Source organism: Rhodobacter aestuarii (assembly GCF_900156655.1).
In the GTDB taxonomy this organism is placed as follows: Bacteria; Pseudomonadota; Alphaproteobacteria; order Rhodobacterales; family Rhodobacteraceae; genus Rhodobacter; species Rhodobacter aestuarii.
Genome location: NZ_FTOG01000001.1, coordinates 338723 through 364026, shown reverse-complemented (window position 1 = coordinate 364026; position 25304 = coordinate 338723). Strand labels below are relative to the sequence as shown.

The window sequence follows — 25304 nt, the reverse complement described above, 5'->3', positions numbered from 1 at the left end:
CACATGGGTGAAATCATTCTCAAGGGCGTGACCAAACGCTTTGGCGAGGTCGAGGTTATTCCGCCCATCGACCTGCATATCAACGACGGCGAGTTTGTCGTTTTTGTGGGCCCCTCGGGCTGCGGAAAATCCACGCTGCTGCGGCTGATTGCCGGGCTTGAAGATGTCTCGGGCGGGGTGGTCGAAATTGATGGCCGCAATGCGACCGAAGCTGCGCCCGCCGAGCGTGGCTTGGCGATGGTGTTTCAGTCCTATGCGCTTTACCCGCATATGACGGTGAAGAAGAACATCGCCTTCCCGCTGAAAATGGCCAAGCTCCCGCCTGAGGAAATTGAGGCCAAGGTGCAAGCCGCTGCCAAGGTGCTGAACCTCGCCAATTATCTGGACCGGCGTCCGGGGCAATTGTCGGGCGGGCAGCGCCAGCGGGTTGCTATTGGCCGCGCCATCGTGCGCAACCCCGAGGCGTTCTTGTTCGATGAGCCGCTGTCCAACCTCGATGCGGCTTTGCGCGTGAACATGCGGCTTGAGATCTCCGAACTGCATCAATCGCTGAAAACGACGATGATCTATGTGACCCATGACCAAGTTGAAGCCATGACCATGGCCGACAAGATTGTGGTGTTGCAAGCGGGCCGGATCGAGCAAGTGGGCAGCCCGCTGGAGCTTTACCGCACTCCGCGCAACCGCTTTGTGGCAGGCTTCATAGGCTCACCCAAGATGAACTTCATCGAAGGGGCCGAGGCCGCGAAACATGGCGCTCATGCGATTGGCATCCGCCCCGAACATATCAAAGTGTCGACCAGCGAAGGCGCATGGCAAGGCACGGTGGGCGTGTCTGAACATCTTGGCTCGGACACCTTCCTGCATGTCACCACCGAATATGGGGTGTTGAACGTCCGCGCGGGCGGCGAGGTCGATCTGCACCACGGTGACACGGTGTTCCTCAGCCCCGACATGGCGCAACTGCACCGCTTTGACCAACAGGGGTGGGCGCTGACATGAGGCTCGCGGGCAAACGTGCGCTGATCACCGGGGCCGCACGCGGCATTGGCCGCGCCTTCGCAGAGGCCTACCTGCGCGAGGGGGCCGAGGTGGTGATTGGCGATATCAACATCGCAGGCGCCCGCGCCACGGCGGTGGAGCTTGGCTGTGAGGCGGTGGCATTGGATGTCACCGACCAAGCCAGCATTGAGGCCGCGATGGCCTTTATGCGCGCAGGCGGCGGGATTGATATCCTGATCAACAATGCCGCGATCTTCACCGCAGCCCCCGTCGACGAAATCACCCGCGCCGATTATGACCGCGTCTTCGCGATCAACGTCTCGGGCACGCTGTTCACCTTGCAAGCGGCGGCGCGCGAAATGATCGCCCAAGGGCGCGGCGGCAAGATCATCAATATGGCGTCTCAAGCCGGGCGGCGCGGCGAAAGCTTGGTCGCGGTCTATTGCGCCTCCAAAGCCGCTGTCATCAGCCTCACGCAATCGGCGGGGCTGAACCTGATTTCGCATGGCATCAACGTCAATGCCATCGCCCCCGGCGTGGTCGATGGCGAACATTGGGACGGCGTCGATGCCTTCTTCGCGAAATACGAAATGAAGGCCCCCGGTCAGAAGAAACGGGAAGTCGGCGCCGCCGTCCCCTTTGGCCGTATGGGCACTGCGCAAGACCTCACCGGCATGGCGATTTTCCTTGCCAGCACCGAGGCCGATTACATCGTCGCCCAGACTTACAATGTCGATGGCGGAAACTGGATGAGCTGAGACATGACCCTTTCAAACGCTACTCTCGCATCGCTGCCCAAAACCATTGCTGCACCGGGCTATGACCGGTCCAAGCTCACGCCCGGCATTGTTCATATTGGGCTGGGCAATTTCCACCGCGCGCATCAGGCGGTGTATCTTGATGACCTTTTTGCCCTTGGCGAAGGCCATGATTGGGCGATTTTGGGCGCGGGCGTGCGCGCGCCAGATGTGGCGATGCGCGACACGCTTTTGGCGCAAGATTGCCTGTCGTCCGTCATCGAACTGGCACCGGGCGCGCATAAGGCGCGCGTCATTGGCGCTATGATCGGCTTTATCGAGGTGCAGGCGGGCAATGCCGCGCTGATCGAGGCGATGCGCCAGCCCAATATCCGGATTGTGAGCCTGACCGTGACCGAGGGCGGCTATTACATCGACCCGAAGACCGGCACTTTCAGCCCCGAGCATCCCGATATTCGCGCCGATGCGGAAAATCCCGCCGCGCCCAATACCGCCTTTGGCGCGATCATTGCCGCGCTGAAAGCGCGCCGAGCGGCAGGCGTTGCCCCCTTCACCGTGATGTGTTGCGACAACGTTCCCCATAACGGCCATGTCACCCGCGATGCGGTGGTGGGGCTTTGCCGCCTGTCTGACCCGGAATTGGCCGATTGGATCGCCGCGACCGTGGCCTTCCCCAATTCGATGGTGGACCGCATCACCCCCGCCACCGGCGCGCGCGAAATTGCGATGGCCGCGGAGATGGGGCTGAACGACAAAGCCCCCGTCACTTGCGAGCCGTTCCGCCAATGGGTGGTGGAAGACAATTTCCCCGCAGGCCGCCCCGCTTTGGAAAAGGTGGGCGTCACCTTCACCCCGCATGTCGATAAATTCGAGACGATGAAGATCCGCATTCTCAATGGCGGGCATGCGATCATCGCCTATCCGGGGGGCCTTGCGGATATCCACTTCGTGCATGAGGCGATGGAAGATGATCTGATCCGCGCCTTCCTCAATCGTGTGCTCAGCGCCGAGGTTCTGCCGATTGTGCCGCCGGTGCCGGGGCAAGATTTGGGCGATTATAAAGCGCTGATCGTCGAGCGGTTCTCAAACCCCGAGGTGGCCGATACGGTACGCCGACTTTGCTTGGATGGCTCGAACCGGCAGCCGAAGTTCATCATCCCCTCGATCGCGGATCGCGTCGCGGCGGGCGCACCGGCGGAGGGGCTTATTCTGCTCTCCGCGCTGTGGTGCCGCTATTGCTTCGGCACATCGGAAAGCGGTGCGGTGATCGCCCCCAATGACCCGAATTGGGACCGTTTGGTTACCGTGAGCCATGAAGCGAAAGAGCGCCCCGCCGCTTGGCTCGAGATGGAAGACATCTATGGCGCTTTGGGCAGCAACCCGGCGGTGGTGGAAAGCTTCACCAAAGCGCTGAACAGCATCTGGGCGCGCGGGTCGCGCGTGGTGATGGGGGAATATCTGGGGCTCTGATCTTCCTCCATCCTCAGACCCCGGCCCCTACGGCCCCGTGCTTTGCGCGGGGCCGTTTGCTGTTCATTCCTTCCGTGTTTGCGCAGGGCGTTGCGGGGCTGCCTAAAAATGCTGCACCGCAGAAGGCCCAATGGTCGCACAACGAAAAGCTTTGCCTGCGGGGCATTTACTTGCGGCGACAGGTCGCGCAAGATTAAGGCCAAGCGGGGGGCGCCTAACTTGACCATTCCAGTCGGAATTGACAGTATGAGCCCATGCCGAGCCGGAATTGGTCCGACTCGCCCGCGAAGGAGCGACACCAATGATGCTTTCGCCCGATCTGCCCCATGCCACGCAGGCACCGTTGGCCGAGCATCAACCTTTGGGTACGCTGCATCGCGGCTTTTCAGGCCATGTGTTCCACATTCTGGCCACTGAACATTCCGCCTGCCTGCCCGCCGATGAAATGGAACGCCGCCTGATTGAACTCGGCTTTGTTGAAGGCGCGAAAGTGACGATCTTGCACGAGGGGCTCTTTGGGCGCGACCCGATTGCCGTGCGCGTCAATGGCACCACAGTTGCATTGCGCCGCCGCGAGGCCATGGCGATCCTCGTTTCCTGATCCGCATGTCCGAGCCGCCCCGTTCCGCCCCCTTCCGTCTGGCACTTGTCGGCCCGCCCAACTGTGGCAAGACGGCGCTTTTCAACGCGCTCACCGGCTCGCGCCAAAAGGTTGGCAATTATGCGGGCGTGACGGTCGAGCGGAAGGTGGGGAATTTCACCACCCCGGGCGGGAACACCATCGCGCTGACCGATTTGCCGGGCACCTATAGCCTGCGCGCGCGCTCACCCGATGAGATTGTCACCCGGGATGTGGTGTTGAACCATCACCCCGAGGAACCCGCGCCGGAACTGATGCTGGTGGTGGTGGATTCGGTCGCGCCGCGCGCCGGGCTGCGGCTGGCGATGGAACTGGTCGCCACCGGCCTGCCGATGATCGTGGTTTTGAACATGATCGACATCGCCCGGCACCGGAAGATCGAGATTGATACCGCCACGCTCTCTGAAGAGTTGGGCGTGCCCGTCACCACCTCCACCGCCGTGCGCAAGGGCGGGCTGGAGGCGCTGCTTACGCAGCTAGACAGCACGCTTGCCCAAGGCATCCCCGAACCGGGGCCGAATATGTGGGCGCCGCCTGATGCGGCGGATTTGCGGCTGAGCCATCGCGCCGCCGACCGGCTGATTGACCATGCGGTGAGCCACCCGCCCGAACATGACACGCTGACCCACCGCATTGACCGGCTGCTGTTGCACCCGGTGATGGGCTTGGGCTTCTTGCTCGTGCTGTTGTTCGTGATGTTTCAGGCAGTCTTTGCGGGCGCCGCGCCGTTCATGGATATGATCGACGGCGGCTTTGGCGCGGCGGCAGAGTTCATCACGGGCCACATCCCCGAGGGGCTGGTGCAAAGCTTCCTCACCGATGCCGTCATCGGCGGCGTGGGGGGCGTTTTGATCTTCTTGCCGCAGATCGTGATCTTGTTCTTCTTCATCCTGCTCTTGGAAGATTTGGGCTATATGGCCCGCGCGGCCTTCTTGATGGATCGGATCATGGGCGGCGCGGGGCTGCATGGGCGGGCCTTCATTCCGCTTTTGTCCTCCTTCGCATGCGCCATTCCCGGCATTATGGCGACGCGGGTGATCGACAATCCGCGCGACCGGATCACCACGATCCTTGTCGCGCCGCTGATGACCTGTTCGGCCCGCATTCCGGTTTATACGCTGATTGTTTCGGCCTTCATTCCGGCCAAGCAGGTGGCAGGCATCATCAACCTGCAAGGGCTTGTGATGTTTGGCCTTTATGCGGCAGGCATTGTTTCGGCGCTGGCCGTTTCGGCGGTCGCAAAGTTCCTGTTTGCGCGCCGCGAAGCCTCTCCGCCCTTCATGCTGGATCTGCCCGATTACAAAATCCCGCGGCCGCGTTCGGTGGGCTTTGCGCTTTGGGTGCGCGCCTCGTCTTTCCTCAAGCGCGCGGGCACGACGATCTTTGCGATGACGGTGCTGATCTGGGTCTTGGCGACCTTCCCGCAAGCGCCGGAAGGGGCCACCGAACCTGCAATCCTATACAGCTTCGCCGCGAAAATCGGCCAATTCATTGAGCCGGTTCTGTCGCCCATCGGGTTTAACTGGCAAATCTCGGTCGCACTGATCCCGGCGATGGCGGCGCGTGAAATTGCCGTGGCAGGCCTCGCCACCGTCTATTCGGTGGCCGGTGGGGCTGAGGGCGGTGAGGCGGCATTGGCCACACTTTTGGCCAGCCAATGGAGCTTGGCCACGGCGCTCGCCTTCTTGGTGTGGTTTATCTTTGCGCCGCAGTGCCTCTCCACCTTGGCCGTGATCCGGCGCGAAACGGGCTCGGGCAAATGGGTCTGGGTGTCACTCGCCTATATGTTCGGGCTGGCTTGGGTGGCGGCCTTTATCACCTATCACCTCGCCGTTTGGATCGGCTGGGGCTGAGGTGTAAGGGCCCGGCGGAGTGCAGGGCCACAGGGTCGAAAGCTTACCCTTCCACCACAAACGGCGGATCAAGCGGATATTCCTCTAGGTTCACGCCGGGGCCGATCCGGTCCACCACCGCATAGCGGCCCGGCGCCCCCATCGGCGCCAGCACCCCATGCCAAACATTGCGCAACAGGTTCACCCCCTGCCCCGGCTGGGTCATGAACGCGCGCAACCGCACCGGCTTGCCGTCTTCATCCTCGGCCACGCAAACCAAAAACGGCACCCCATCAAGCGGCAAGAAGGCTTGCGAACCCAACGGATGGCGCTCGACCAAATCCACTACATGCGGCAGCGCGCGGGCTTTGGCGTCAAAGACCGAAATACCGCCACGCCCGCCTTCGCTCGGGTCAAAATCAAGCCGCGCCATATCATCATGGCGCCCACACATACCGCCATTGATCAGCTTGGTGGGCGGCCCCGCCACTTCGATCACATCGCCATAAGGCGCAAATGCCTCGGCGGTGAGCTCTTCAATTTGCAGCGTTTGCATCTCGGTCTTCCTTCTTCCTGCCGCGATCCATTCCGCGGCATTTCGCGCACAGAAAAGACGCAAAAACAGGCAGATGCAACCCCAAGTGGCAGTTGCCCGGATTTTGTGCTGGAGGCCGCGCGAGAGCCCCGCTAGCGTTACCGCAAAAGGAGAAAAAGAATGCTCGACACCGCCCTTTTGTGGGACTGGGCATCCTTCGCGATGCGTTGGTTCCACATCATCACTGTCATCGCCTGGATCGGCTCGTCGTTTTACTTCATCGCGCTTGATCTGGGCCTGCGCAAGGCGCCCGATCTGCCGCCCGGTGCAGCAGGCGAAGAATGGCAGGTGCATGGCGGGGGCTTTTACCACATCCAGAAATATCTGGTCGCGCCTGAGCGGATGCCCGAGCATCTGATCTGGTTCAAATGGGAAAGCTACGCGACATGGCTTTCCGGCGCGGCGATGCTGATGATGGTCTATTGGTATCGCGCCGATATTTTCTTGATTGATCCGCTGAAATTGGACCTTGCGCCGTGGCAGGCGATGGCAATTTCTGCCGCCTCGCTCACCATCGGCTGGCTGATCTATGACCGGGCCTGCAAGTCGAAACTCGGCCATTACCCCGCCGCTTTCATGGCGCTCTTGCTGCTTGCGCTGACCGCAATGGCATGGGGCTACAACCACGTCTTCACCGACCGCGCCACCTTCCTGCATCTGGGTGCCTATACCGCCACGATCATGACCGCGAATGTGTTTTTCGTGATCATCCCGAACCAAAAGATCGTGGTGGCCGACCTCAAGGCAGGCCGCACCCCCGACCCGGAATTTGGCCGGATTGCGAAACTGCGCTCCACCCATAACAACTACCTCACGCTGCCGGTGATTTTCTTCATGCTGTCAAACCATTACCCGCTCGCCTTCTCGGGGGAATGGAACTGGGTGATTGCCACTTTGGTGTTCTTGATGGGGATCACGATCCGGCATTGGTTCAATAGCCGCCATGCGGGCAAGGGCAGCCCCTATTGGACCATTCCGGCAACGCTGGTGCTGTTTGCCGCCTGTGTCTGGCTCTCAACCCAGCGCGATGTGGTCGCGGAAGAGACCGCCGCGCTGACCACGCGGGGGGAGCGTTATGCGATGGCGGAGGGCTTTGAAGAGGCGGCGGATCTTGTCAGCGCGCATTGCTCGATGTGCCACACCGCCGAACCGGCTTGGGAGGGCTTTGCCACTGCGCCCCGCGGGCTTTTGCTCGATACACCCGAGGCGGTCGCGAACCACGCCGAAGAGATTTATATATTTGCGGGCCTGACCGATGCGATGCCGCCGGGCAGTGCCAATTTCATGGAGCCCGCAGACCGCGCCGCGATCCGCGACTGGTTCCACGCGGCAGAAGAAGGGCGCTTTGCGCAGAACTAAGGCGCGGCCCGACTGGTCACCGCACCAGCCCTTAATCCGCGATCAGGTGGAAGAAGCTGCCGCTCACCTTACCGCGCACCGAACCGGTTTCGGGCACGACATTCCCCGCCGCATCGCGGACCTCGGCCAAGGGGGCATCGGGCTGCTCCAAAATCGTTGAGTAATGGAACTCATGCCCCCAAAGCGCCGTGCCAGCGGCGTAGCCCGGCATTGGGGCGGCCAGCGTGGCGGCGCGATAACCCAGATGCAGGCGGCGTTTGGCATAGCTGGTGACCAGCCCCAAAAGCCCCGCCATTGGGTGGCGCACACCCTCTTTATCCACGAGCGCATCGCCCAGCACCATGTAGCCGCCGCATTCGCCATGCACCGGCTTTTGCGCTGCGAAATTCCGCAGGCCGGTCAGAAAGGTGTTTGCCGCCGCAAGCTTGCCCGCATGAAGTTCGGGGTAACCGCCGGGTAGCCAGACCAGATCGGCGCTCGGGTCGGGAGCTTCATCAGCGAGCGGGGAGAAGGGAAGCAGCTCCACCCCGGCGCGGCTCCAGCCCTCCAACATATGCGGATAGGCAAAGGAAAAGGCGACATCCCGGGCGAGCGCAATGCGCTGCGCGGGGGGTTTGGGCCAAGCACCGGGCGCGGGCGGCGGCGCGGCGCTGGCCGCCGCTTCCAGCGCGTCCAAATCCACATTGGCAGCCACAAAGGTGGCGAGTTTTTCAAGCACCTGCGCCAATTCTGCCTGCTCGCCCGCTTGAACGAGGCCAAGGTGCCGCTCGGGCAGAACCATCTCCGGGTTGCGGGGCAGCGCGCCCAAAACCGGCAGGCCAAGCCGCGCCATCTCGGCCCGGATCATGCCTTCATGCCGGGGGCTCGCCACATTGTTCACGATCACGCCCGCGAAGGGCGGCGCATCGGGGTGGCGGGCAAAGCCAAGCGCGGTCGCCGCTGCCGATTGCCCCTGCCCCTTGGCATCAAGCACCAGCACCACCGGCCAACCAAAGCGTTTGGCAAGTTCGGCGCTTGAGCCGCGGCCATTGCGGCCCGGATCGGGCGGGCCATCGTAAAGGCCCATCGCCCCTTCAAAAATAACAAGATCAGCCCCGGCGGCCTGCGCCGCAATCGCGCCCAAAAGGCCCGTGCCCATCGCCCAACCATCAAGGTTGAAACTCGCCCGCCCCGCCGCCACGGCGTGAAAGGCGGGGTCGATATAATCGGGGCCGTTTTTGAATGGCTGCACCACGCGCCCGCGCGCCCGAAGCGCCCCCAAAAGGCCCAGCGTGAGCGTGGTTTTGCCCGAGCCAGAGGCGGGGGCGGCGATGGCAAGGCCCTTCGGCCCATGGGAAAGCTCAGACATGGCGCGTCATCGCTTGGGGCGGCGGCTTTTGTCAAGCTGCACCGATTCCTCCGCCGCATGGCGGATCAGCGAGAGCGTGCGAAAGCCGCCATGCGCCAATTTGCCAAAGGGCAAAAGCAACGCAAAGCCCGCCACCGCGCCCAGATGCAGCGCGAGCAAAAGCCCCATCAGCGGCGTGTCGCGTAGCGCCAGAAGCAAAAGCCCGGTGGCAGCCAACGTGGCGAGTTGCGCGCGCGCAAACCCATCGGCCCGCGCCATCGCAGCGTTTGTGGGCACCGGGTCAAGCCTGCGGCGCATGGCGTGCAAATGACCAAGGCCTGCGAGCATGGCGACCCCGCCCGTCGCCCCCAAAATGACCGGCATACTCACCAGCGGATAGGGCGCGGGATGGCCTGCTAAATGCAGAAAATACCCCGCCACCGTGGCTAGGAAGGTGAGCAAAAAGCCCCCCGCCAGCAGGTGATGCGCCACGCGCCGCCCCTGCCCTGCCGAACCTTTGCGGGTTTCACAATCGCCCAGATTGCGCAAGGAGAGCGCGTCGCGCAGCCCGGTCTTCAAAGCCGCCCAAGTAACGGGCGCCCCCGGCCCCCGGATCGCGCGCCAATAAAGCGCAAAACGCGCGAGCAATGCGAGGCTCGCCCAGCCAAACACCGCCCCCGCGCCCCCCGCAATCAGCCGATGCGGCAACACCGTGTAGAATTCGCCTTGATGCGTGCCAAAAAGCGCTGCCCACGGCAAAAAGATCAGCGCCAAGAGCGGCAGGCCAAGGGTCAACGCCCAGAACAGAGCCTCGGCCCCGCGTCCCTCACCTTTGTATTCCACCCGCCGCGCGGCGGCCAAAGTGGAGGGGAGGTTTACCGCCAGATCATGCGGGGGGGCATATTGGCAATCATAGGCGCAGGAGCGGCAATCATGGCACAGATGCGCCAAATGGCGCAGATCGCCGGGCGCAAGGGCGGGGCGGCGCTGCGAGGCGGGAAAGACCGCGCAAAGCCCGGTACAAAAACCGCAAGTGTTACAAATGTTGAGCGCGCGTTGCGCCTCCCCCCGCGCCTGCAAAGCCACACGCGCGGCAGGGGGCGGCAGTTTGGGCAAGAGTTGCGGCGCGGCGGGCGCAGGCAGGACCAAAGCCGCCGCCGCTTGCCCGGCCAAGCGCCCAAAAACAGCAGCGAGCGAGAGCCCCGCCCCAGAAAGATAGCCCGCCCCCAACACCGCCCCGCAAGAAATTGTTCCCACGGCAAAGAAGCGCGGTGCGGGCGTGCCATTGGCGCAGATCACCCGGCCCTGCGGGTCGATCGCCAGCCCGTAGCGGGTAAAACCGATCCCCGGCACCACCGGGATCGCATGATAAGGCGGCGCGAGCGTCACCGGAGCCGAACGCGGCGGCTCATTCGGGGCGCTCAGCGTGACGGCAAGGGCCTGCGGATCAAGGCCACAACGCTGCGCCAAAGCATCGGGCGTTTCGGCTTTGAGCGGGGGCAGCAAAACCGGCGGCAAATCCGAAAGCGCCGCGTCGCCCAAGATGATCCACGCGCGCGGATCGGGGCGGGCGACCATCGCGCGGGCCATCACCGAATGGCGCGCAGGGGTTGTGACCCGCGCCTCGTCATAAAAGCGCTTCCCATCGGCTCCGACGACAATGCCCAGATGCATGCCATCCACACGGCTGACAATCCCCGCATCATGGCGTGCGGCGCGGGCATCCACCGCCACCACATGACCATCTCCGGGCGCGCCGGCGTCTTTGGCACCATGCGCGAGCGCCCAGCGGAGCGGCGCGCCCAATTGCTCGGGCGTGCCCCTGTTAGCGGCGGGGTCTACAAGATCCGCCCCGGTGCCGCCGCTCGCCAAAATGACCGTGTCTGCGGTGAGGCGATGCGGCCCCGTGGCGGTGCGGATTTCAAGCGAAAACGGCCCCTTGGCAGCAAGGTCCAACAGCGTGGGGTCAAGCGTGGTGACCTCACATAGCGGGCAGATCAGCACACCCAGCCCCGCCGCACGGCGCAAAAGCGCATTGACCAAAGCCTGCCCCCCACCGCGCAAAAACACGGTGCGGCGCGAATAGGGCAAGTGCCCCTCGGCCCAAGGCTCGAGCCGCACGCCTTGGGCTTGCAGCCAAGGCGCAAGGTCCGTGGAGCCCTCGGCCAAGGCGGTGGCAAGCGCGGGATCGGGGCAGCCGATGCGGGCCAGATCGGCAGCATATTCGGCGGCGGGGTAAGCATCGCGCTGGAAGGGTGTTTCAACGTCATTCGCGACGCGGATGTTGCGGCCATGCCGGGCATTGCCGCCCAACCGTTCCGGCGGCGCGGCATCGACCACCAGCACCGCGGCCCCGGCCTGACGCGCTTCTATCGCCGCGCACAGCCCCGCAAGCCCCGCGCCGATCACCAGCACAGAGGTATGGGAGGGCAAATCGGCGGGCGCGGGCGATTGGGTCATGGCCGGGCTAGAGTAGCGCAAGGAACGGGGCGGGCAAGCGTGGTCGCGCGGGGCTCACCGCTTTGCCCAGCCCTGCAACAGCGCCTCAAACGCCGCGCGGGTGCGGGGCAGCGCGGCGGTTGGATCAAGCAGCCCCAAATCCCGCGCGCGCAGGGCGAGGTCATACAAAAGCGGCGGGGCAAGCCCCACTTGGGTCAGTGCTGCGCGGTCGCTCAAGATATCACTGGCCGCGCCCTGCCCCACCACTTGGCCCGCACGGAAAAGCGCGACCCGGCTCGCCAAAGCACAGGCCAGCTCCACGTCATGGGTGGAAAACACAAGCGTCATGCCGCGCGCCATCAGCCCTTGCAACAGCGCGATCAGTTGTGCCGAGCCCGCCTCATCAAGCCCCGCCGTGGGTTCATCCAGCAAAAGCACTTCGGGGCGCATCGCCACCGCGCCCGCAATCGCCACGCGCCGTTTTTGCCCGCCCGAGAGCATATGCGTGGGTCGGTCGCGCAGATCAGAGATCGACAGCATTTCAAGCGCTTCTTCAACCCGCGCGCGGGCCTCCGCCGCGCTCAGCCCAAGGTTCAGCGGGCCGAAGGAGACATCTTCAAACACCGTCGCGGCGAAAAGCTGATCATCGGCATCTTGCAACACCAGCGCGACTCGGCGGCGCCATGCGGTGAGCGCCTTGCGGGAATAGCCGACCGGAGCGCCCCCCAACAGCACCTGCCCCCCTTGCGGGCGCAAACTGCCGTTAAGGTGCAGCAACAGCGTGGATTTGCCCGCGCCATTCGGGCCCAAAATCGCGAGGCTTTCGCCTGCGGCGACAGAGAGGCTTAGCCCATCCAGCGCGGTCACATCGCCCGGAAAGGCATAGCGCAAAGCCTCGGCAGACAGGATGGCGGTCACAGCAGCATCCCCAAAATGGCAACAGCGGCTTGCGCGGCCAAGATCGCGCCCAAGCTCAACCAAGAGGCGCGCGCCCGGTCGCTCAGCACCCGCATCTCCCCTTGCCAGCCACGCGCGGCAAGCCCAACCTCAAGCCGTCGCGCCCGTGCCATGGCGCGCGGCAAAAGCGCGGCGATCACTTGGCCGGTGGAGCGCAACCAGCGCGCGCGGGTGGAATGACCCAGGCGGGCACGTTGCGCCACGGTCATGGCGGTGGCCTCTTCGGCCAGAATGAAGACGAAGCGATACATCAAAAGCGCAATTTCAACGATTTCAGACGGCAGGCCAAACCGGCGCAACCCGGCGACAAGATCGGCGGCGGGCGTGGTGGTGGCCAGAAAAATCAAGCAGGTGGTGGCGGCCAGCGCGCGCAGCACCAAAAGCGCGGCCTCCTGTGCGCCACCCGGCGCAAGGCCAATGCCCTCGGGGCCAAGTTGCACCAACAAAACGAGCGAACCGGGGATCAAAAAGCCCAAGGGCAGCGCGGCGATGGCGAGCCAAAGCTTAACCGACACCCGTGCCAGCCCAAAGGTGACGGCGAGCATCGCCGCCGTCACGAAAACGGCGCCCGGCCAAGGGGGCAAGGTCACCGCCAAGATCAAAAAGCCAAGGCCAATCAGTGCCTTCTCTGCCAGGGGGCGGTTGCGCCAGCGCCCCGTAGAGGCGATCCGGTCAAGAGAGGCAATCGACATTCAGACTGTTTCCGTTCTTCACGCGGCGTCGCTGACGGCGCGCCCTTCCGGCTTTTGCGTGGTTTTGGAGCGTTCATGCCGACGGCCAACGACATAGCCAATGACAAACGCGCCAATCGCCGCTTGCAGGGCGAAAAGCAGGCTTTCGATCTCACCGCTGGGCGGTTCCCAAAGCGGGTTCGCCCAAGGCACGAAACCGGGGTTTTCTGCCTCAATCAATTCAGCAGCAGCCCCATCAGCCCCACCAAATTCGCCGCCCATCAACAGCGGCACAACCGCCAAAACGACAACGGCCAGCAACAGCCACAAGGTCCGGTTCTTGCCCATCAGCGTGCCTCCCCGGCCAAGATGCGCAGCTTTTGGTCATCAGGCACTTTGCCCGCCAGCGCGTCCATCACGATCACGGTCAGCAACCCTTCGACAATGGCGAGCGGCACTTGCGTGAAGGCAAAGATCGAGCCGAATTTCACGGCGGCGCCGATGAAGCCAGAGGCTGGGTCCGGATAGGCCAACGCGAGTTGCAGCGCGGTGGTGACATAAGTGGCCAAATCGCCCAGCATCGCCGCAAAGAAGACGCTGAAAGCGACCGAAAGGCCCACGCCCCGGCCCAATTTCCAAATCCCCCAAGCGACCCAAGGGCCGACAATCGCCATCGAAAACGCATTGGCGCCCAGCGTGGTCAGCCCGCCATGCGCCAAAAGAAGCGCTTGGAACAACAGCACAATCACACCCAAAACCGCCATCACCGAGGGGCCAAAGATAATCGCGCCAAGCCCGGTGCCGGTTGGGTGCGAGCACGAGCCCGTCACCGAGGGGATTTTCAACGCCGAGAGCACAAAGGCAAAAGCGCCAGAAGCGGCCAGCGTCATCCGCGCTTCAGGCCGCTCGGCCACGATTTTGCGAATTTTCAACGCCCCCGCGACAAAAAACGGGGCGGAAACCGCATACCATCCAATGGCATGGGAAGCGGGGAGATACCCCTCCATAATATGCATGTAAAACGTCCTTCCACTTCAGACGCGCCGCTTTTCGAAGGCCGGGGGCACCCCGCCCCGGGAAGGCTTGCGACGCTCGAGCGATGGCAGGTCTCCTGACTTGCGGGTCACGGAACCGGTCACCTTCCCGACTGTTTCACCCCGTGGAGAGGGCAGTCAGTGGCATACGACCGGGTCTCGCCGCTCACAGTTGCGGGGGCAGTCACGGATTTGGCCCCTGATGGGTAATCCTCACCGTGTTCCCTATTAATCCCATCCCGTTGGGAACCATCGGGGGAAGTATCCCCCCTGTCACCAAACTGTCAACCCTTGCGCCTGCGTCAAAGGCTGCGGCGCATCAGGTAAATATCCATGACCCAACCGTGGGTTGCACGAAGGGCCGCGCGGGTGGCCAGAATTTGTTCTGTCACCTCGGCCAAAGGCCCCGCCACCAGCACCTCTTCGGGCATCGCGACACAGCCGCCCCACCAGATCGAAATGCCCTGTGGGTCAAGGCTTTGGAACGAACATTCGCCATCGAGCATCACCACAACCGTATTGGCGGCAGCGGGCCAGCCGTGGTCGCGGATTTGCCGCCCGGTGGTGATGACAAAGGGCGCGCCAATGTCATTGAGCGGGATCGCATGGGCCGCACAAAGCGCTTGAATCGCGGTGATGCCGGGAATGACCTTGGTGGTGAGCGCGATGCGCTTTTCCAGCCGCGCGGCAATGCGCAATGTGCTGTCATAAAGCGCCGGGTCCCCCCAAACCAAAAGCGCGACTTTGCCATTTAGATCAGGGCATTGCGCGGTGATTTGTGCAAGCCATGCCTCGGCGATCGCATCGTGCCAATCATCCACGCCCTTGCGGTAAGACGGGTTCGCCGCATCGCGCACGGGCAGGTCGAACTCCACCACTTTGGTGGCGGGATTGGTGATATGGGTGGCACAAATTGCGCGGCGCAGGCCCGCAAGGTCGGATTTGTCGGCCCCTTTGAGCGGGATCAAGATCAGATCGGCGGCATTCATCGCGCCAATCGCTTGCAGCGTGACATGGGCCGGATTGCCGGTGCCGATGCCAATCAGCGTGAGCTCGATCATCTTACCCCTCCGGGTCGTAAAGCGGGCCGTAGAAAATAAGCGCGGGGTGGTTTGACCGTGCCTCAGCCAGCTCTGCCGCAAGCTTGGCGATGGTGGAGCGGTGCAGGCTTTGTTCGGGGTGCCCCACGGCTTCGGCCAAAAGCGTGGGCGTGTCCGGCGAAAGCCCATGCGCGATCAGATCTGCCGCAAGCTTCGGGAAGGTGCGCTTGCCCATAAAGACAACCGTGGTCGCCGCCGGATCGGCCAAAGCCGCCCAATTGAGCGTTTCGGGCAGATCGCCCGTCACATCGGCCCCGGTCACAAATTGCACCCGCCGCGCGGTGAGCCGGCGCGTGAGCGGCATCCCCGCCGCCGCCGCCGCCGCACAGGCCGAGGGCACACCGGGGATGATTTCATAGTCAATGCCCGCCTCTTGCAGCGCGACCAATTCCTCTTCCAGACGCCCAAAAAGGCCAGAGTCACCCGATTTTAGCCGCACAACCTTTTGCCCGGTCAGCGCATGATCGACGAGCAAACGGCTCACATGGTCTTGCTTGGGCGAGGGCCGCCCCGCGCGTTTGCCAACAGCAATCAGTTCCGCGCCTTCGCGCGCATGGCCCAAGATCGGCCCGGCCGAGAGGTCATCGAAAAGCACCACATCCGCCTTGGCAAGCCGGTCTGCCGCCTTCAACGTCAGCAGTTCCGGATCACCGGGGCCAGAGGACACAAAAGAGACGTAACCGCTCATTCCGTGCCCTCCGGGAAGCGCGGCTCGGTGCCAACCGGGCGGTAGCGGCGGTCGTAATCGCCCGCGTAAAGGCGGCTTTCGTCAAACTCTTCGGTATCGAGCGAGCGGCCCACCATGATCAGAGCGGTGCGCTCCATCTCGGCCCCCACCGCCGTTTGCAGGCTGCCAAGGGTTGCGCGCACCACCCGCTGATCGGGCCAGCTTGCGCGCCACACCACCGCCACCGGGCAATCCGCCCCGTAATAGGGGGTGAGCTTTTCCACCACATCTTCAAGGACATGGACCGAGAGGTGAATGGCCAGAACCGCGCCGGTGCGGGCGAAGTTCTCCAGCGTTTCCCCCTCGGGCATGGCCGAAGCGCGGCCAGAGGTGCGGGTCAGAATAACAGATTGCGCCACGCCCGGCAGGGTGAGTTCCGCACCCAACGTCGCTGCCGCCGCCGCAAACGAGGGCACGCCCGGCGTCACATCATAAGGAATACCAAGCGCGCGCAATCGGCGCAGCTGCTCGCCCATCGCCGACCAGACCGACAAATCGCCCGAATGGAGCCGGGCGACATCTTGGCCCGCCTCATGCGCGGCCTGAATTTCGGCGATGATCTCATCAAGGCTGAGCGGCGCGGTGTTGATGATTTTCGCGCCATCCGGGCAGTGGCTCAAAAGCGCAAGCGGCACAAGGCTGCCCGCATAAAGGCACACCGGGCAAGAGGCGATCAGATCGCGCCCGCGCAAAGTGATCAAATCTGCTGCGCCCGGCCCCGCGCCGATGAAATGCACCGTCATTCGCCCTCTCCTTCAGCCACGGCAAGCGTTACCCCGCCGATCACCTGTCTTGGCCCTTCCAGCCGCGCGCCGCGCCCTGCGGCCCGCAGTGCCGCCGCTTCGGCCACCGATCCTGTGCCCATCAGCGCCAGAACGCGGGGCGATTGCGTGGGCGTTTCGACCCCGCGCACCTCAACCCCGATCACGCGCTGCCCCGGCAGGGCGGCGGCAAGCTCTTGGGCCTTTTCCGCGGCGGTTGCAAGGGCATCCACCGGACCGGCGGCCAAAAGCGCCGCCGTGAAATCCACCGTGCCCTTGCGAAAGCCAAGGCCCGCGACCCTCACCGCACCACACTCCATTGCACCTGCGGGCGCGCGGCAGACCAACCGCGCATCCGCCCCAAAGGCTCGGCTTGGGCAATGTCGACCCGCATCAGGCTACCGCCGTGGCGCGCGTGCAGGCTGGCGAGCAGGCTTTCGGTTTCCAGCGTCACCCCATTCGCCACAAGCCGGGTGCCTTCGGGCAAAAGCTCCCACAGCCGGGTGTAAAGCGCCTCTGACCCGCCGCCACCGATGAAAACGGCATCCGGCAGCGCCAAACCGTCGAGCGCCTCGGGGGCTGCGCCATGAATGGCCCGCATCTGCGCGCCAAGGCCAAAGCCCGCGATATTGGCTTTGATGTTTCCAATCCGGTCCGCGCGCGGCTCGATGGTCAGCGCCCGCCCCCCGGCCAAGCACCATTCCACCGAGACCGAGCCCGAACCGCCACCAATATCCCACAAAAGCTCCCCCTTGCGGGGCGCAAGCGCTGCAAGCGTCAGCGCGCGAAACGGGGATTTGGTGATTTGGCCATCATGTTGGAACGCACTCTCTGGCCGCCCCGGAACGCGCGAAAGCCCCACCTCTGGGGCAAGGCCCGCGCCATCAAGCGCAACCGCCACCAAAGCGGAAACCTCTTTAAGGTCATAGTCTTGCGCGGCGATGCTGCGCAGCCGCTCTTGCGGGCCGCCCAAGTTTTCCGCCACCACCATCCGCACTGCGCCATAGCCATGCGCCGTGAGCCAAGCGGCAAGTTCTCCCACCGCCGCGCCATCGCGCATCGTCACAATGATCTGCGCGCCGCGCGCCAATTCGGGGCGCAACCGAGTGAAGGGCGCGGCATGAAGGCCCATCGCCGAGACGGTTTCGCCCCGCCAGCCAAGCCGCGAACACAGAAGCGACACGACACCGGGCGCCGGGATCGCGCGCCACTCATCGGGCGCGAGCTTTGCCGCGAGGCTCGCCCCCGCGCCGCACCAAAACGGATCGCCAGAGGCCAGCACCACCGCAGGCGTGCCGCGCGCGGCAAGCACCGGCGCAATATCAAAGGGCACTGGCCAAGGCCGCCCGCGATCCCCCGCGCCCACCAGCGCCAAATGCCGCGGCCCGCCAAAGATCAGTTGCGCCCGATCAAGCGCTTCTCGGCTTGCCAAGGGCAGCCCATCAAGGCCATCTTCGCCCAAACCAATGATCGAAAGCCAAGGATCAGACATGACACGCCTCCTTTTGCTGGGCGGCACCACGGAAGCCAGCCGATTGGCCAAAACCCTTGCAGACCAAGGGTTTGACGCGGTGTTTTCCTATGCCGGGCGCACCGACAAACCCGTGCCGCAACCCCTGCCCACGCGGGTGGGCGGTTTTGGCGGGGTAGATGGCCTTTGCGCTTTTCTGAAAGCTGAAAACATCACCCATGTGATTGACGCCACGCACCCGTTCGCCGCGCAAATGAGCACCAATGCCGTGGCCGCTTGCGCCCAAACCGGGGTGCCGCTTTGCGCCTTTGAACGCGCGCCTTGGACCGCCCAACCCGCCGATGCTTGGACCCATGTCCCCGACCTTGAGGGCGCGATTGCTGCACTGCCGCATGATCCCGCGCGGGTGTTCTTGGCGATAGGAAAGCAGAACCTCGCCGCGTTTAACGCCGCGCCGCAGCATTTCTATTTGCTGCGCTTGGTGGACCCGCCGGGCGAAATGCTGCCCTTGCAAAATGCGCGGGCAGTGGTGGCGCGCGGCCCCTTTGATGTTCAAGGGGATACAGAATTGCTGCGCAGCGAAAGTATCACCCATATCGTGGCTAAAAACGCCGGGGGCGCAGGGGCGGAGGCGAAACTGATCGCCGCCCGCGCGCTGCAGATTCCGGTGATTTTGATTGATCGGCCGCATGTGCCGCAGCGCAGCATCCGCGACACGCTCGACGGGGTGCTGCACTGGCTCGCAGATCACGGCGCGACGCCACGCGGAGTATAGACCCACGGGCCCACGCGGCGGGTGGTGGAATTGCCCACCAGCACCACGGTGCGCATATCAGCCATTTCCGGCGTGGCCTCGGCCAAAGTAACGGTGTTGATCCGCTGTTCGGGCGTGGAGACCGCGCGGGCAAACAAAATCAGCCGCTCGGGCTCACATTCCTCGCGCAGCACCTCAAGCACGCGGGTAAATTGATGCGGGCGCGATTTCGAGCGGGGGTTGTAAAACGCCATCGCAAAATCGCCGCGCGCGGCATGGCGCAGGCGGTGTTCGACCAGTTCAAACGGCTTGAGGTTATCGCTCAGATTGATGGCACAGAAATCATGCCCCAAGGGCGCGCCCGCCGCCGCTGCCGCTGCCAGCATGGCCGTAATACCGGGCAAGATGCGGATCTCGATCTCGGCAAATTCGGGATGCGCCTCGTAAGCCTCAAACAATGCAGACGCCATCGCAAAGACGCCCGGATCGCCAGACGAAACAATCACCACCCGCCGACCTTCCGCCGCCATTTCAAGGGCATGGCAGGCACGATCAAGTTCAACCCGGTTGTCCGAGGCATGCAGCGTCAGCCCCTCGCGCGGGGCGATGCGCGCCACATAGGGAATATAGCCCACAATATCGGTGGCCTGATCGACCGCCGCCGTCACCTCGGGCGTGACCAGTGTCTCTTTGCCGGGGCCAAGCCCCGCGACCACAACCCAACCGCTCATTCCGGGGTTCCTTTCTCAGGCCGCCGCCCCTGCCCGTGCACCAGCACGATCGCAAAATAGGGGCAGTCGTTTTCTTCCACCTCGGTTAGCTGCGCGAGGCGCTGATCGGGCATGGTGCCGCGTTCAACAAGCCATGCGGCCTCTAGCTTGCCCACAGCCGCCAGCGCGCGCTTGATTTTGGGCAGGTTGCGCCCGGTTTTCATGACCACCAGCGCATCTGTCGCGGCCATGTGGCGGGCCAGTTCTTCCTCGGGCAAAGTGCCAGCCAAAACGGTCAGCACATCATCGCCCCATGTGATCGGTTCGCCCGTTGCCGTCCAACAGCCGACCATGCCCGGAATACCGGGGATTACCTCAACCTCCACCCTGCCCAAGAGGCGGGTGTAAAGGTGCATGAACGAGCCATAGAAGAAGGGGTCGCCTTCGCACAACACTACGATGTCGCGGGTTTTCGTAAGTTCAAGAAGCCGCGACGCCCAGTCATCGTAGAAGTCTGCCAGCGCGGTAATATAGCCGGGGCTGTCAAAGGGAAGCTCGGTCGTGACCGGATATTCCATCGCGTGTTCAGTGACTTGTGGGGAAAGCATGCCTTCGACAATGCGCCGCGCTTGGCCCGCGCGACCGGCTTTGCGGAAATAGGCAATATCACTGGCGCCGCGAATGGCGCGGTCCGATTTGACCGAAATGAGGTCTGGGTCGCCCGGGCCAAGCCCTGCGCAGATGATCCGCCCCATGATTATTCCTTCCGACAGGCAAGCGCATTGACCGCCGCTACGGTAATGGCAGAGCCGCCCAAGCGCCCCTCCACCACGACCCATGGCACCGGGTTCGCCTCAGCCAGCGCGGCTTTCGATTCCGCCGCGCCAATAAAGCCCACCGGACAGCCGATGATCGCGGCCGGACGCGGGCAATCGGGGTCTTCAAGCATGTTGAGCAGGTGGAACAAAGCCGTCGGCGCATTGCCAATTGCCACCACCGCGCCAGCCAGCTTGGGGCGCCACAATTCCAAAGCGGCGGCAGAGCGGGTGTTGCCCATCTCTTTCGCCATCTCCGGCACGCGCGGGTCTTGCAGCGTGCAGATCACTTCGTTGTTTGCGGGCAGACGCGCGCGGGTGATCCCCTCGCTCACCATGCGCGCATCGCATAGGATCGGCGCGCCCGCCTCAAGCGCAGCCCGCGCCGCAATCGCCATGCCCGGCGCGAATTGGACGTGCTTTTCCAGCCCCACCATGCCCGCCGCATGGATCATCCGCACCGCGACCACCTCTTCTTCGGGGGTGAAACGGGCCAGATCGGCCTCTGCGCGGATCGTGGCGAAGGATTGCACGTAAATCTTCGCGCCGTCCTTCTCATACTCATAGGGCATTGCGGGTCTCCGAAAAGGGTTGTGCGCTCATAGCCGTTCTTCAAGGCTTGCGGCAATGGAATTGCGCCGGGTCTGCCACAGCCCGGCCTCGGCCAAACGGCGGAAAAGGTCGCGCATCGCGGCGAGCGCCTGCGGGTTGGCGGTTTCAAGAAAATCGACCACGGCCTCGTCGCCCAAAGTGGCCTCATGATAAAGGTCAAAGAGATGCGCGGGCACAACTTGGGCCAGATGCGCAAAAGCGGCCATGTGATCAAGCGTTGCCGCAATCTCTGCCCCGCCGCGAAAGCCGTGCCGCATCATGCCAGAGACCCAAGCCGGGTTGGTGGCGCGGGCGCGCACGACGCGGGCAATTTCTTCGGGCAAAGTGCGGGCCCGTGGGCGCGCGGGGTCCGTGGCGTCGAGGTGGTAAAGCGCAGGCGCCTCGGCCCCAAGGCGGGCAAGGGCCGCGGCAAAGCCCGCCTCATGCGCGGCGTAATCGGCGGCCAAAAGCACGTCTGACTCTGGCAGGTCTTGCGCATGCACAAAGCTATCTGCGCCCATCAGGCGGGCTTCCAGCCCCGCCCGGTCAGCGCGAATTTCACCTTTTTTATCAATCGTATAGGAGGATGCATTGAGCCATGCCTCACCCGCTGCAGCGCGGGCTTCGGGCGTGAAATGGTCAAGCGCTTCGCCCATGCCGAGCCCATATTGGCCGGGGCGCGGCCCAAAAACACGCGGCGCGGGGCGGGCATAGGGGTTATCGTCTAGGCTTTCTTCGCGCAAAGCCAAAGCCTCGGCCCCGGTTTCAAAAAGCTGGGCCAAACCCGGAAAGATATCGCGGAAAAGGCCGGAGACGCGTAGCGTCACATCAATGCGCGGTCGCCCCAAAAGCGCGAGCGGAATGACCTCAACACCTGAAACACGGGCCGCGCCCTCGTCCCACACGGGCTTCAGCCCCGCGAGATGCAGCGCCATTGCGAATTCCTCGCCTGCAGTGCGCATGGTGGCGCTGCCCCAAAGGTCAATCACCAGCCCTTTGGGCCAATCGCCTTGATCTTGCAGGTGCTTGCGCAGCAATTCCTCGGCCAGTTTCACCCCTTGGGCATGAGCGGCGCGCGAGGGCACGGCGCGCGGATCCACCGCAAAAAGATTGCGCCCGGTGGGCAGCACATCGGCGCGCCCCCGCGCGGGGCTGCCCGAGGGGCCGGGGGCGACGCGCGCGCCCGAAAGCGCCGCCGTCAGGCCCGCGCGTTCCTCCGCCCCGCAAGCGCCCTGCCCCAGCACGTGCAACCCATCGCCAAACTGGCTCTCTTTGATGTCGCAGACGAAACGGTCGATCCGGGTGATCGCTTCTGCCGCCGATGCCTCCGCTGGGATGCCCAGATCGTCCTCTACCCCGGAAGCCCGCGCCTCATCACGAATATCGGCAATCAGCCGGTCGCGGCGCGCGGGGTCGAGCCCGTCGGCGGTGGAATATTCATCCAAGAGCCGTTCGAGCCGCGTCATCCCCTCGGGCACGGCGGCTTGGGCAAGCGGCGGCGGAAGGTGGCCCAGCGTCACCGCGCCCAAACGGCGCTTGGCCTGCGCCGCCTCACCCGGGTCATTGACGATGAACGGATAAATGACGGGCCGGGTCCAAAGCGCCTCGGGCCAGCAGGTTTCTGACAAAGCCACCGCTTTGCCCGGCAACCATTCCAGCGTGCCATGCGCACCCATATGACACAGCGCCTGCACGCCCTGCGCGCGCAGCCACAGATAAAACGCCACATAGGCGTGGCGCGGGGTGCGGCTCAGGTCGTGATAATCGTCATCGCGGGTGGTGACCGCACCACGCTCGGGCTGCAGCGCCACCCATGCGGCACCCCGCTGCAACGCAGCAAAATGGAAAGCCCCATCTTGGAATGCGGGGTCGTCTTCCGGCGTGCCCCAAGCCTCGGCCAGATCTTGGCGGAGCACCTCGGGTAGGGTTTCAAGCGCCGCCAAATACTCCGCCAAAGGCCAAGCCTGGCGTGCGGTGGTCAGGCTTTCCACCGGAGCGCCCGCGCTGACCCCATAACCTTCATCGGCCAATTGGGTCAGCAAGCCTTCGGTCGAGGCCAAAGCATCCAGCCCCACCGCATGGGCCATCTGCCAATCCCGGCCCGGATAGGTCGAGAGCACCACCGCCAAGCGGCGCTGCGCCACCGGGGTTTGGGCCAGTTCATACCAGCCCGTGATCCGGTCGAGCGCCGCGGTGATGCGGCCTGCATCGGCGCGGTGGGCAAAGCGCGCATATTCCAAATCTGGGTCGCGCGGCTCAGGCGCTTTGAACGAGACAACGCCCGCGAAGAGCCGCCCATCCACCTCGGGCAGCACCACATGCATCGCCAAATCCGCAGGAGACAGGCCGCGCTCAGCCTCCGCCCAATCGCGTTTGCGCGCGGTCGAAAGGGCGACTTGGAAGACTGGCACGCCATAGCGGTCAAAGGGCGTGGTGCCATCTGTGCCCTGCGCCGAAAAAGCGGTGGCATTGACAATCAGCGCCGGGGCGCGCCCATCAAGCCGGGCTTGCACAGCATCGCCCAAGCCCTCGGCCTTCAACGACGCCGCAAAAAGCCCGTAAGCCGCAAAGCCGCGCGCGCGCAGCCCTTCGATCAGCGCATCCACGGGCGCGGTATCGGCCGAGGTCAGATAGGAGCGGTAAAAGGAGACCAGCACCAAAGGCCCCTCGCCCTCAGGCGCGGCGATCACGCCTTTGGCCGGGTCATAAAACCCCCAATCGGGGAGCCGCTTATCGCCCGGCACCGGGGGCGCATAAAGGCCCGAGGCCAGCGCAAGTTGCGACAGCGCCGCTTGCGCCGCCACCGCGCCGCCCGCATCGCAAAGTTCCTTCAGCCGCCGCAGGGTCGAAACCGGCAGGGTCGACAGCGCATCAAGCCGTTCATCGTCCCGGCCATCGGCGGGCAGCACCGCCAAAGCAATGCCCTTGCGCCGGCACAGGTCTTGCACCGAGGCCAGCCCATAGGGCCAATACGCCTCCCCGCCGATCAGGCGGATCAAAATGCCTTTCGCGCCCGAAAGCGTGTTTTCCACATAGGTATCGACCGAAACCGGATGGCGCAGAGCCACAAGGTTTGCCAGCCGCAGCGTCGGCAGCTTGCCGCCCGCCCGTTTCCAGCCCGCCGCGAAAGCGCCAAGGTCGCTGTCCGAAAAGGACAGCGCCACAAGGTCCGCCGGGCGCTGACCAAGATCGGTCGGCACCTCGGTTTCCTCAAGCCCGTGGCTTTCGCGGAAGACGACATGCATCAGGCAGACACCCCGGAAAGCAGCACGTCGCGGATCGCGGCTTCATTCACATCATCATGCTCGGCAATGACCACAAGCGCGGAGCGGCGGGCGCGGTCGCCCCAAGGCTGGTCATATTGGTGGCGCACCCGCGCGCCCACCGCCTGAACGAGCAAACGCATCGGCTTGCCCGCCACCGCGACATGGCCTTTGACGCGCAAAATGTTTTGCTCAGTTGCCAAGCGTTCAATCGCCGCCACCAGCGCCGCCGGGTCGGTGATTTCGGGCAGCTCAATCACCACAGTTTCAAAATCATCATGCTCATGATCATCGGCCCCATCATGGTGGCTTGGCCGCGCGGCCAGATCATCTTCCGCCGCCGCGCCGAGGCCCAAGACCACCGCGGGGTCAATCGTGCCCTCGACCATCGGCAGGATCGGCAGCTTACGCGGGGCCTCCGCCTCAATCACCGCGCGTGCGGCGGCCAAGCCTGCCTCGCCCGCGAGATCGGCTTTCGACAAAAGCACCAAATCCGCACAAGCGATCTGATCTTCAAACACTTCCGAAAGCGGCGTTTCATGGTCGATGCTGTCATCGGCTTGGCGCTGCGCCTCCACCGCCGCCTCATCGGGCGCAAAACGGCCCGCCGCCACGGCCTCGGCATCCGCCACGGCAATCACACCATCCACGGTAATTTTCGAGCGGATCGCGGGCCAATCAAAAGCTTTCAAAAGCGGCTTGGGCAGCGCAAGGCCCGAGGTTTCGATCAAGATATGATCGGGGCGATTGGGCCGCGCCATCAGCGCTTCGATCGTCGGGATGAAATCATCGGCCACGGTGCAGCAGATGCAGCCATTGGCCAGTTCGACAATGTTCTCATCGGGGCAGTTTTCATCGGCGCATTGGCGCAGAATGTCCCCATCCACCCCCACGGTGCCAAATTCATTGACCAACACCGCAAGCGTGCGGCCCTGCGGGTTCGCCATCAGATGGCGGATCAGCGTGGTTTTGCCCGCGCCCAGAAAGCCGGTGATCACAGTGACGGGGATTTTGACGAGGTCCGACAT

At 64.0% G+C, this 25304-nt stretch carries 24 protein-coding genes and 1 riboswitch; of the genes, 7 read left to right on the top strand and 17 right to left on the bottom strand.

All coding sequences use genetic code 11. The features are described from left to right. Positions 1-3 precede the first annotated feature (3 nt). From BW967_RS01640 to feoB, 5 genes are all read left to right on the top strand, one after another. Entirely contained in the window at positions 4-1002 is a 999-nt protein-coding gene (locus tag BW967_RS01640; RefSeq protein WP_076483285.1) for an ABC transporter ATP-binding protein, read from the top strand. Then, positions 999-1760 carry an L-iditol 2-dehydrogenase gene (locus tag BW967_RS01635; RefSeq protein WP_076483284.1) on the top strand — a complete coding sequence of 254 codons (762 nt, stop codon included), beginning with the start codon at positions 999-1001 and terminating at the stop codon, positions 1758-1760. The genes BW967_RS01640 and BW967_RS01635 overlap by 4 nt, the downstream gene beginning before the upstream one ends. A gap of 33 nt (positions 1761-1793) precedes the next feature. Beyond that, complete coding sequence (locus BW967_RS01630; protein WP_175610412.1) at positions 1794-3230, top strand: mannitol dehydrogenase family protein; 1437 nt, start codon at positions 1794-1796, stop codon at positions 3228-3230. A 301-nt stretch (positions 3231-3531) separates the two neighbouring features. Continuing rightward, entirely contained in the window at positions 3532-3831 is a 300-nt protein-coding gene (locus tag BW967_RS01625; protein WP_097081353.1) for a FeoA family protein, read from the top strand. A 5-nt stretch (positions 3832-3836) separates the two neighbouring features. Further along, the gene (feoB, locus tag BW967_RS01620; protein ID WP_076483282.1) at positions 3837-5723 is read left to right on the top strand and encodes a ferrous iron transporter B; all 1887 of its coding nucleotides are present in this window, start codon (positions 3837-3839) and stop codon (positions 5721-5723) included. Positions 5724-5766: 43 nt separating this feature from the next. Here the strand turns inward: feoB and BW967_RS01615 are convergent, their stop codons facing one another. Then, on the bottom strand, positions 5767-6258 hold the full coding sequence (locus BW967_RS01615) for an ureidoglycolate lyase (protein WP_076483281.1): 492 nt from the start codon (positions 6256-6258) through the stop codon (positions 5767-5769). A 159-nt stretch (positions 6259-6417) separates the two neighbouring features. Here BW967_RS01615 and BW967_RS01610 point away from each other — a divergent pair, with 159 nt between their 5' ends. Further along, entirely contained in the window at positions 6418-7656 is a 1239-nt protein-coding gene (locus BW967_RS01610) for a urate hydroxylase PuuD (RefSeq protein ID WP_076483280.1), read from the top strand. Between the two features lie 31 nt (positions 7657-7687). Here BW967_RS01610 and BW967_RS01605 read toward each other — a convergent pair whose 3' ends face one another. The 11 genes from BW967_RS01605 to cbiE all read right to left on the bottom strand — a co-directional run bounded on the left by BW967_RS01605 (position 7688) and on the right by cbiE (position 18164). Then, positions 7688-9004 (bottom strand): cobyrinic acid a,c-diamide synthase CobB, encoded by a 1317-nt coding sequence (locus tag BW967_RS01605; RefSeq protein WP_076483279.1) that lies wholly within the window; start codon positions 9002-9004, stop codon positions 7688-7690. Positions 9005-9010: 6 nt separating this feature from the next. Further along, positions 9011-11443, bottom strand: coding sequence for an FAD-dependent tricarballylate dehydrogenase TcuA (gene tcuA, locus BW967_RS18360; RefSeq protein WP_083951846.1), 2433 nt, complete (start codon positions 11441-11443; stop codon positions 9011-9013). A 54-nt stretch (positions 11444-11497) separates the two neighbouring features. Next, entirely contained in the window at positions 11498-12340 is an 843-nt protein-coding gene (locus tag BW967_RS01590; RefSeq protein WP_076483278.1) for an energy-coupling factor ABC transporter ATP-binding protein, read from the bottom strand. Then, entirely contained in the window at positions 12337-13071 is a 735-nt protein-coding gene (cbiQ, locus tag BW967_RS01585) for a cobalt ECF transporter T component CbiQ (protein WP_076483277.1), read from the bottom strand. The genes BW967_RS01590 and cbiQ overlap by 4 nt, the downstream gene beginning before the upstream one ends. Positions 13072-13089: 18 nt before the next feature. After that, positions 13090-13398 (bottom strand): energy-coupling factor ABC transporter substrate-binding protein, encoded by a 309-nt coding sequence (locus BW967_RS01580; protein WP_076483276.1) that lies wholly within the window; start codon positions 13396-13398, stop codon positions 13090-13092. Beyond that, positions 13398-14066, bottom strand: coding sequence for an energy-coupling factor ABC transporter permease (locus tag BW967_RS01575; protein WP_076483275.1), 669 nt, complete (start codon positions 14064-14066; stop codon positions 13398-13400). The genes BW967_RS01580 and BW967_RS01575 overlap by 1 nt, the downstream gene beginning before the upstream one ends. 68 nt (positions 14067-14134) lie before the next feature. Further along, positions 14135-14353: riboswitch (cobalamin riboswitch) on the bottom strand. A gap of 33 nt (positions 14354-14386) precedes the next feature. Further along, the gene (gene cobF, locus BW967_RS01570) at positions 14387-15145 is read right to left on the bottom strand and encodes a precorrin-6A synthase (deacetylating) (RefSeq protein ID WP_076483274.1); all 759 of its coding nucleotides are present in this window, start codon (positions 15143-15145) and stop codon (positions 14387-14389) included. A gap of 1 nt (position 15146) precedes the next feature. Then, positions 15147-15872 (bottom strand): uroporphyrinogen-III C-methyltransferase, encoded by a 726-nt coding sequence (gene cobA / locus BW967_RS01565; protein ID WP_076483273.1) that lies wholly within the window; start codon positions 15870-15872, stop codon positions 15147-15149. Further along, the gene (gene cobM / locus BW967_RS01560; RefSeq protein ID WP_076483272.1) at positions 15869-16654 is read right to left on the bottom strand and encodes a precorrin-4 C(11)-methyltransferase; all 786 of its coding nucleotides are present in this window, start codon (positions 16652-16654) and stop codon (positions 15869-15871) included. The genes cobA and cobM overlap by 4 nt, the downstream gene beginning before the upstream one ends. Further along, positions 16651-16977: a cobalamin biosynthesis protein gene (locus BW967_RS01555; RefSeq protein ID WP_097081562.1), complete on the bottom strand. Its 327-nt coding sequence runs from the start codon at positions 16975-16977 to the stop codon at positions 16651-16653. Before BW967_RS01555 ends, cobM begins: the two co-directional genes overlap by 4 nt. Next, a complete protein-coding gene (cbiE, locus tag BW967_RS01550) occupies positions 16974-18164 on the bottom strand; it encodes a precorrin-6y C5,15-methyltransferase (decarboxylating) subunit CbiE (protein ID WP_076483270.1) in 1191 nt (396 codons plus the stop codon). The genes BW967_RS01555 and cbiE overlap by 4 nt, the downstream gene beginning before the upstream one ends. Between cbiE and BW967_RS01545 the strand changes: the two genes are divergently transcribed. Beyond that, positions 18163-18918 (top strand): cobalt-precorrin-6A reductase, encoded by a 756-nt coding sequence (locus tag BW967_RS01545; protein ID WP_076483269.1) that lies wholly within the window; start codon positions 18163-18165, stop codon positions 18916-18918. The genes cbiE and BW967_RS01545 overlap by 2 nt on opposite strands. On the opposite strand, the gene cobJ is transcribed toward BW967_RS01545, so the two are convergent. Genes cobJ through cobW form a run of 5 tightly spaced genes read right to left on the bottom strand, consistent with a single transcriptional unit; the run spans position 18891 to position 25304 of the window. Next, a complete protein-coding gene (cobJ, locus tag BW967_RS01540) occupies positions 18891-19628 on the bottom strand; it encodes a precorrin-3B C(17)-methyltransferase (RefSeq protein WP_076483268.1) in 738 nt (245 codons plus the stop codon). The two genes, BW967_RS01545 and cobJ, sit on opposite strands and share 28 nt — an antisense overlap. Continuing rightward, positions 19625-20362 carry a precorrin-2 C(20)-methyltransferase gene (locus BW967_RS01535; protein ID WP_175610408.1) on the bottom strand — a complete coding sequence of 246 codons (738 nt, stop codon included), beginning with the start codon at positions 20360-20362 and terminating at the stop codon, positions 19625-19627. The genes cobJ and BW967_RS01535 overlap by 4 nt, the downstream gene beginning before the upstream one ends. Positions 20363-20364: 2 nt before the next feature. Beyond that, the gene (locus tag BW967_RS01530) at positions 20365-20994 is read right to left on the bottom strand and encodes a precorrin-8X methylmutase (RefSeq protein ID WP_076483267.1); all 630 of its coding nucleotides are present in this window, start codon (positions 20992-20994) and stop codon (positions 20365-20367) included. Positions 20995-21021: 27 nt separating this feature from the next. Next, entirely contained in the window at positions 21022-24258 is a 3237-nt protein-coding gene (cobN, locus tag BW967_RS01525; protein ID WP_076483266.1) for a cobaltochelatase subunit CobN, read from the bottom strand. Further along, the gene (cobW, locus tag BW967_RS01520) at positions 24258-25304 is read right to left on the bottom strand and encodes a cobalamin biosynthesis protein CobW (protein WP_076483265.1); all 1047 of its coding nucleotides are present in this window, start codon (positions 25302-25304) and stop codon (positions 24258-24260) included. The genes cobN and cobW overlap by 1 nt, the downstream gene beginning before the upstream one ends.

Bases quoted from the DNA above. Each gene is read 5' to 3' on its own strand.
- BW967_RS01640 (WP_076483285.1), top strand. From the start codon at position 4: ATGGGTGAAATCATTCTCAAGGGCGTGACCAAACGCTTTGGCGAGGTC.
- BW967_RS01635 (WP_076483284.1), top strand. From the start codon at position 999: ATGAGGCTCGCGGGCAAACGTGCGCTGATCACCGGGGCCGCACGCGGC.
- BW967_RS01625 (WP_097081353.1), top strand. From the start codon at position 3,532: ATGATGCTTTCGCCCGATCTGCCCCATGCCACGCAGGCACCGTTGGCC.
- feoB (WP_076483282.1), top strand. From the start codon at position 3,837: ATGTCCGAGCCGCCCCGTTCCGCCCCCTTCCGTCTGGCACTTGTCGGC.
- BW967_RS01615 (WP_076483281.1), bottom strand. From the start codon at position 6,258: ATGCAAACGCTGCAAATTGAAGAGCTCACCGCCGAGGCATTTGCGCCT.
- BW967_RS01610 (WP_076483280.1), top strand. From the start codon at position 6,418: ATGCTCGACACCGCCCTTTTGTGGGACTGGGCATCCTTCGCGATGCGT.
- BW967_RS01605 (WP_076483279.1), bottom strand. From the start codon at position 9,004: ATGTCTGAGCTTTCCCATGGGCCGAAGGGCCTTGCCATCGCCGCCCCC.
- tcuA (WP_083951846.1), bottom strand. From the start codon at position 11,443: ATGACCCAATCGCCCGCGCCCGCCGATTTGCCCTCCCATACCTCTGTG.
- cbiQ (WP_076483277.1), bottom strand. From the start codon at position 13,071: ATGTCGATTGCCTCTCTTGACCGGATCGCCTCTACGGGGCGCTGGCGC.
- BW967_RS01580 (WP_076483276.1), bottom strand. From the start codon at position 13,398: ATGGGCAAGAACCGGACCTTGTGGCTGTTGCTGGCCGTTGTCGTTTTG.
- BW967_RS01575 (WP_076483275.1), bottom strand. From the start codon at position 14,066: ATGCATATTATGGAGGGGTATCTCCCCGCTTCCCATGCCATTGGATGG.
- cobF (WP_076483274.1), bottom strand. From the start codon at position 15,145: ATGATCGAGCTCACGCTGATTGGCATCGGCACCGGCAATCCGGCCCAT.
- cobA (WP_076483273.1), bottom strand. From the start codon at position 15,872: ATGAGCGGTTACGTCTCTTTTGTGTCCTCTGGCCCCGGTGATCCGGAA.
- cobM (WP_076483272.1), bottom strand. From the start codon at position 16,654: ATGACGGTGCATTTCATCGGCGCGGGGCCGGGCGCAGCAGATTTGATC.
- BW967_RS01545 (WP_076483269.1), top strand. From the start codon at position 18,163: ATGACACGCCTCCTTTTGCTGGGCGGCACCACGGAAGCCAGCCGATTG.
- cbiE (WP_076483270.1), bottom strand. From the start codon at position 18,164: ATGTCTGATCCTTGGCTTTCGATCATTGGTTTGGGCGAAGATGGCCTT.
- cobJ (WP_076483268.1), bottom strand. From the start codon at position 19,628: ATGAGCGGTTGGGTTGTGGTCGCGGGGCTTGGCCCCGGCAAAGAGACA.
- BW967_RS01535 (WP_175610408.1), bottom strand. From the start codon at position 20,362: ATGGGGCGGATCATCTGCGCAGGGCTTGGCCCGGGCGACCCAGACCTC.
- BW967_RS01530 (WP_076483267.1), bottom strand. From the start codon at position 20,994: ATGCCCTATGAGTATGAGAAGGACGGCGCGAAGATTTACGTGCAATCC.
- cobN (WP_076483266.1), bottom strand. From the start codon at position 24,258: ATGCATGTCGTCTTCCGCGAAAGCCACGGGCTTGAGGAAACCGAGGTG.
- cobW (WP_076483265.1), bottom strand. From the start codon at position 25,304: ATGTCGGACCTCGTCAAAATCCCCGTCACTGTGATCACCGGCTTTCTG.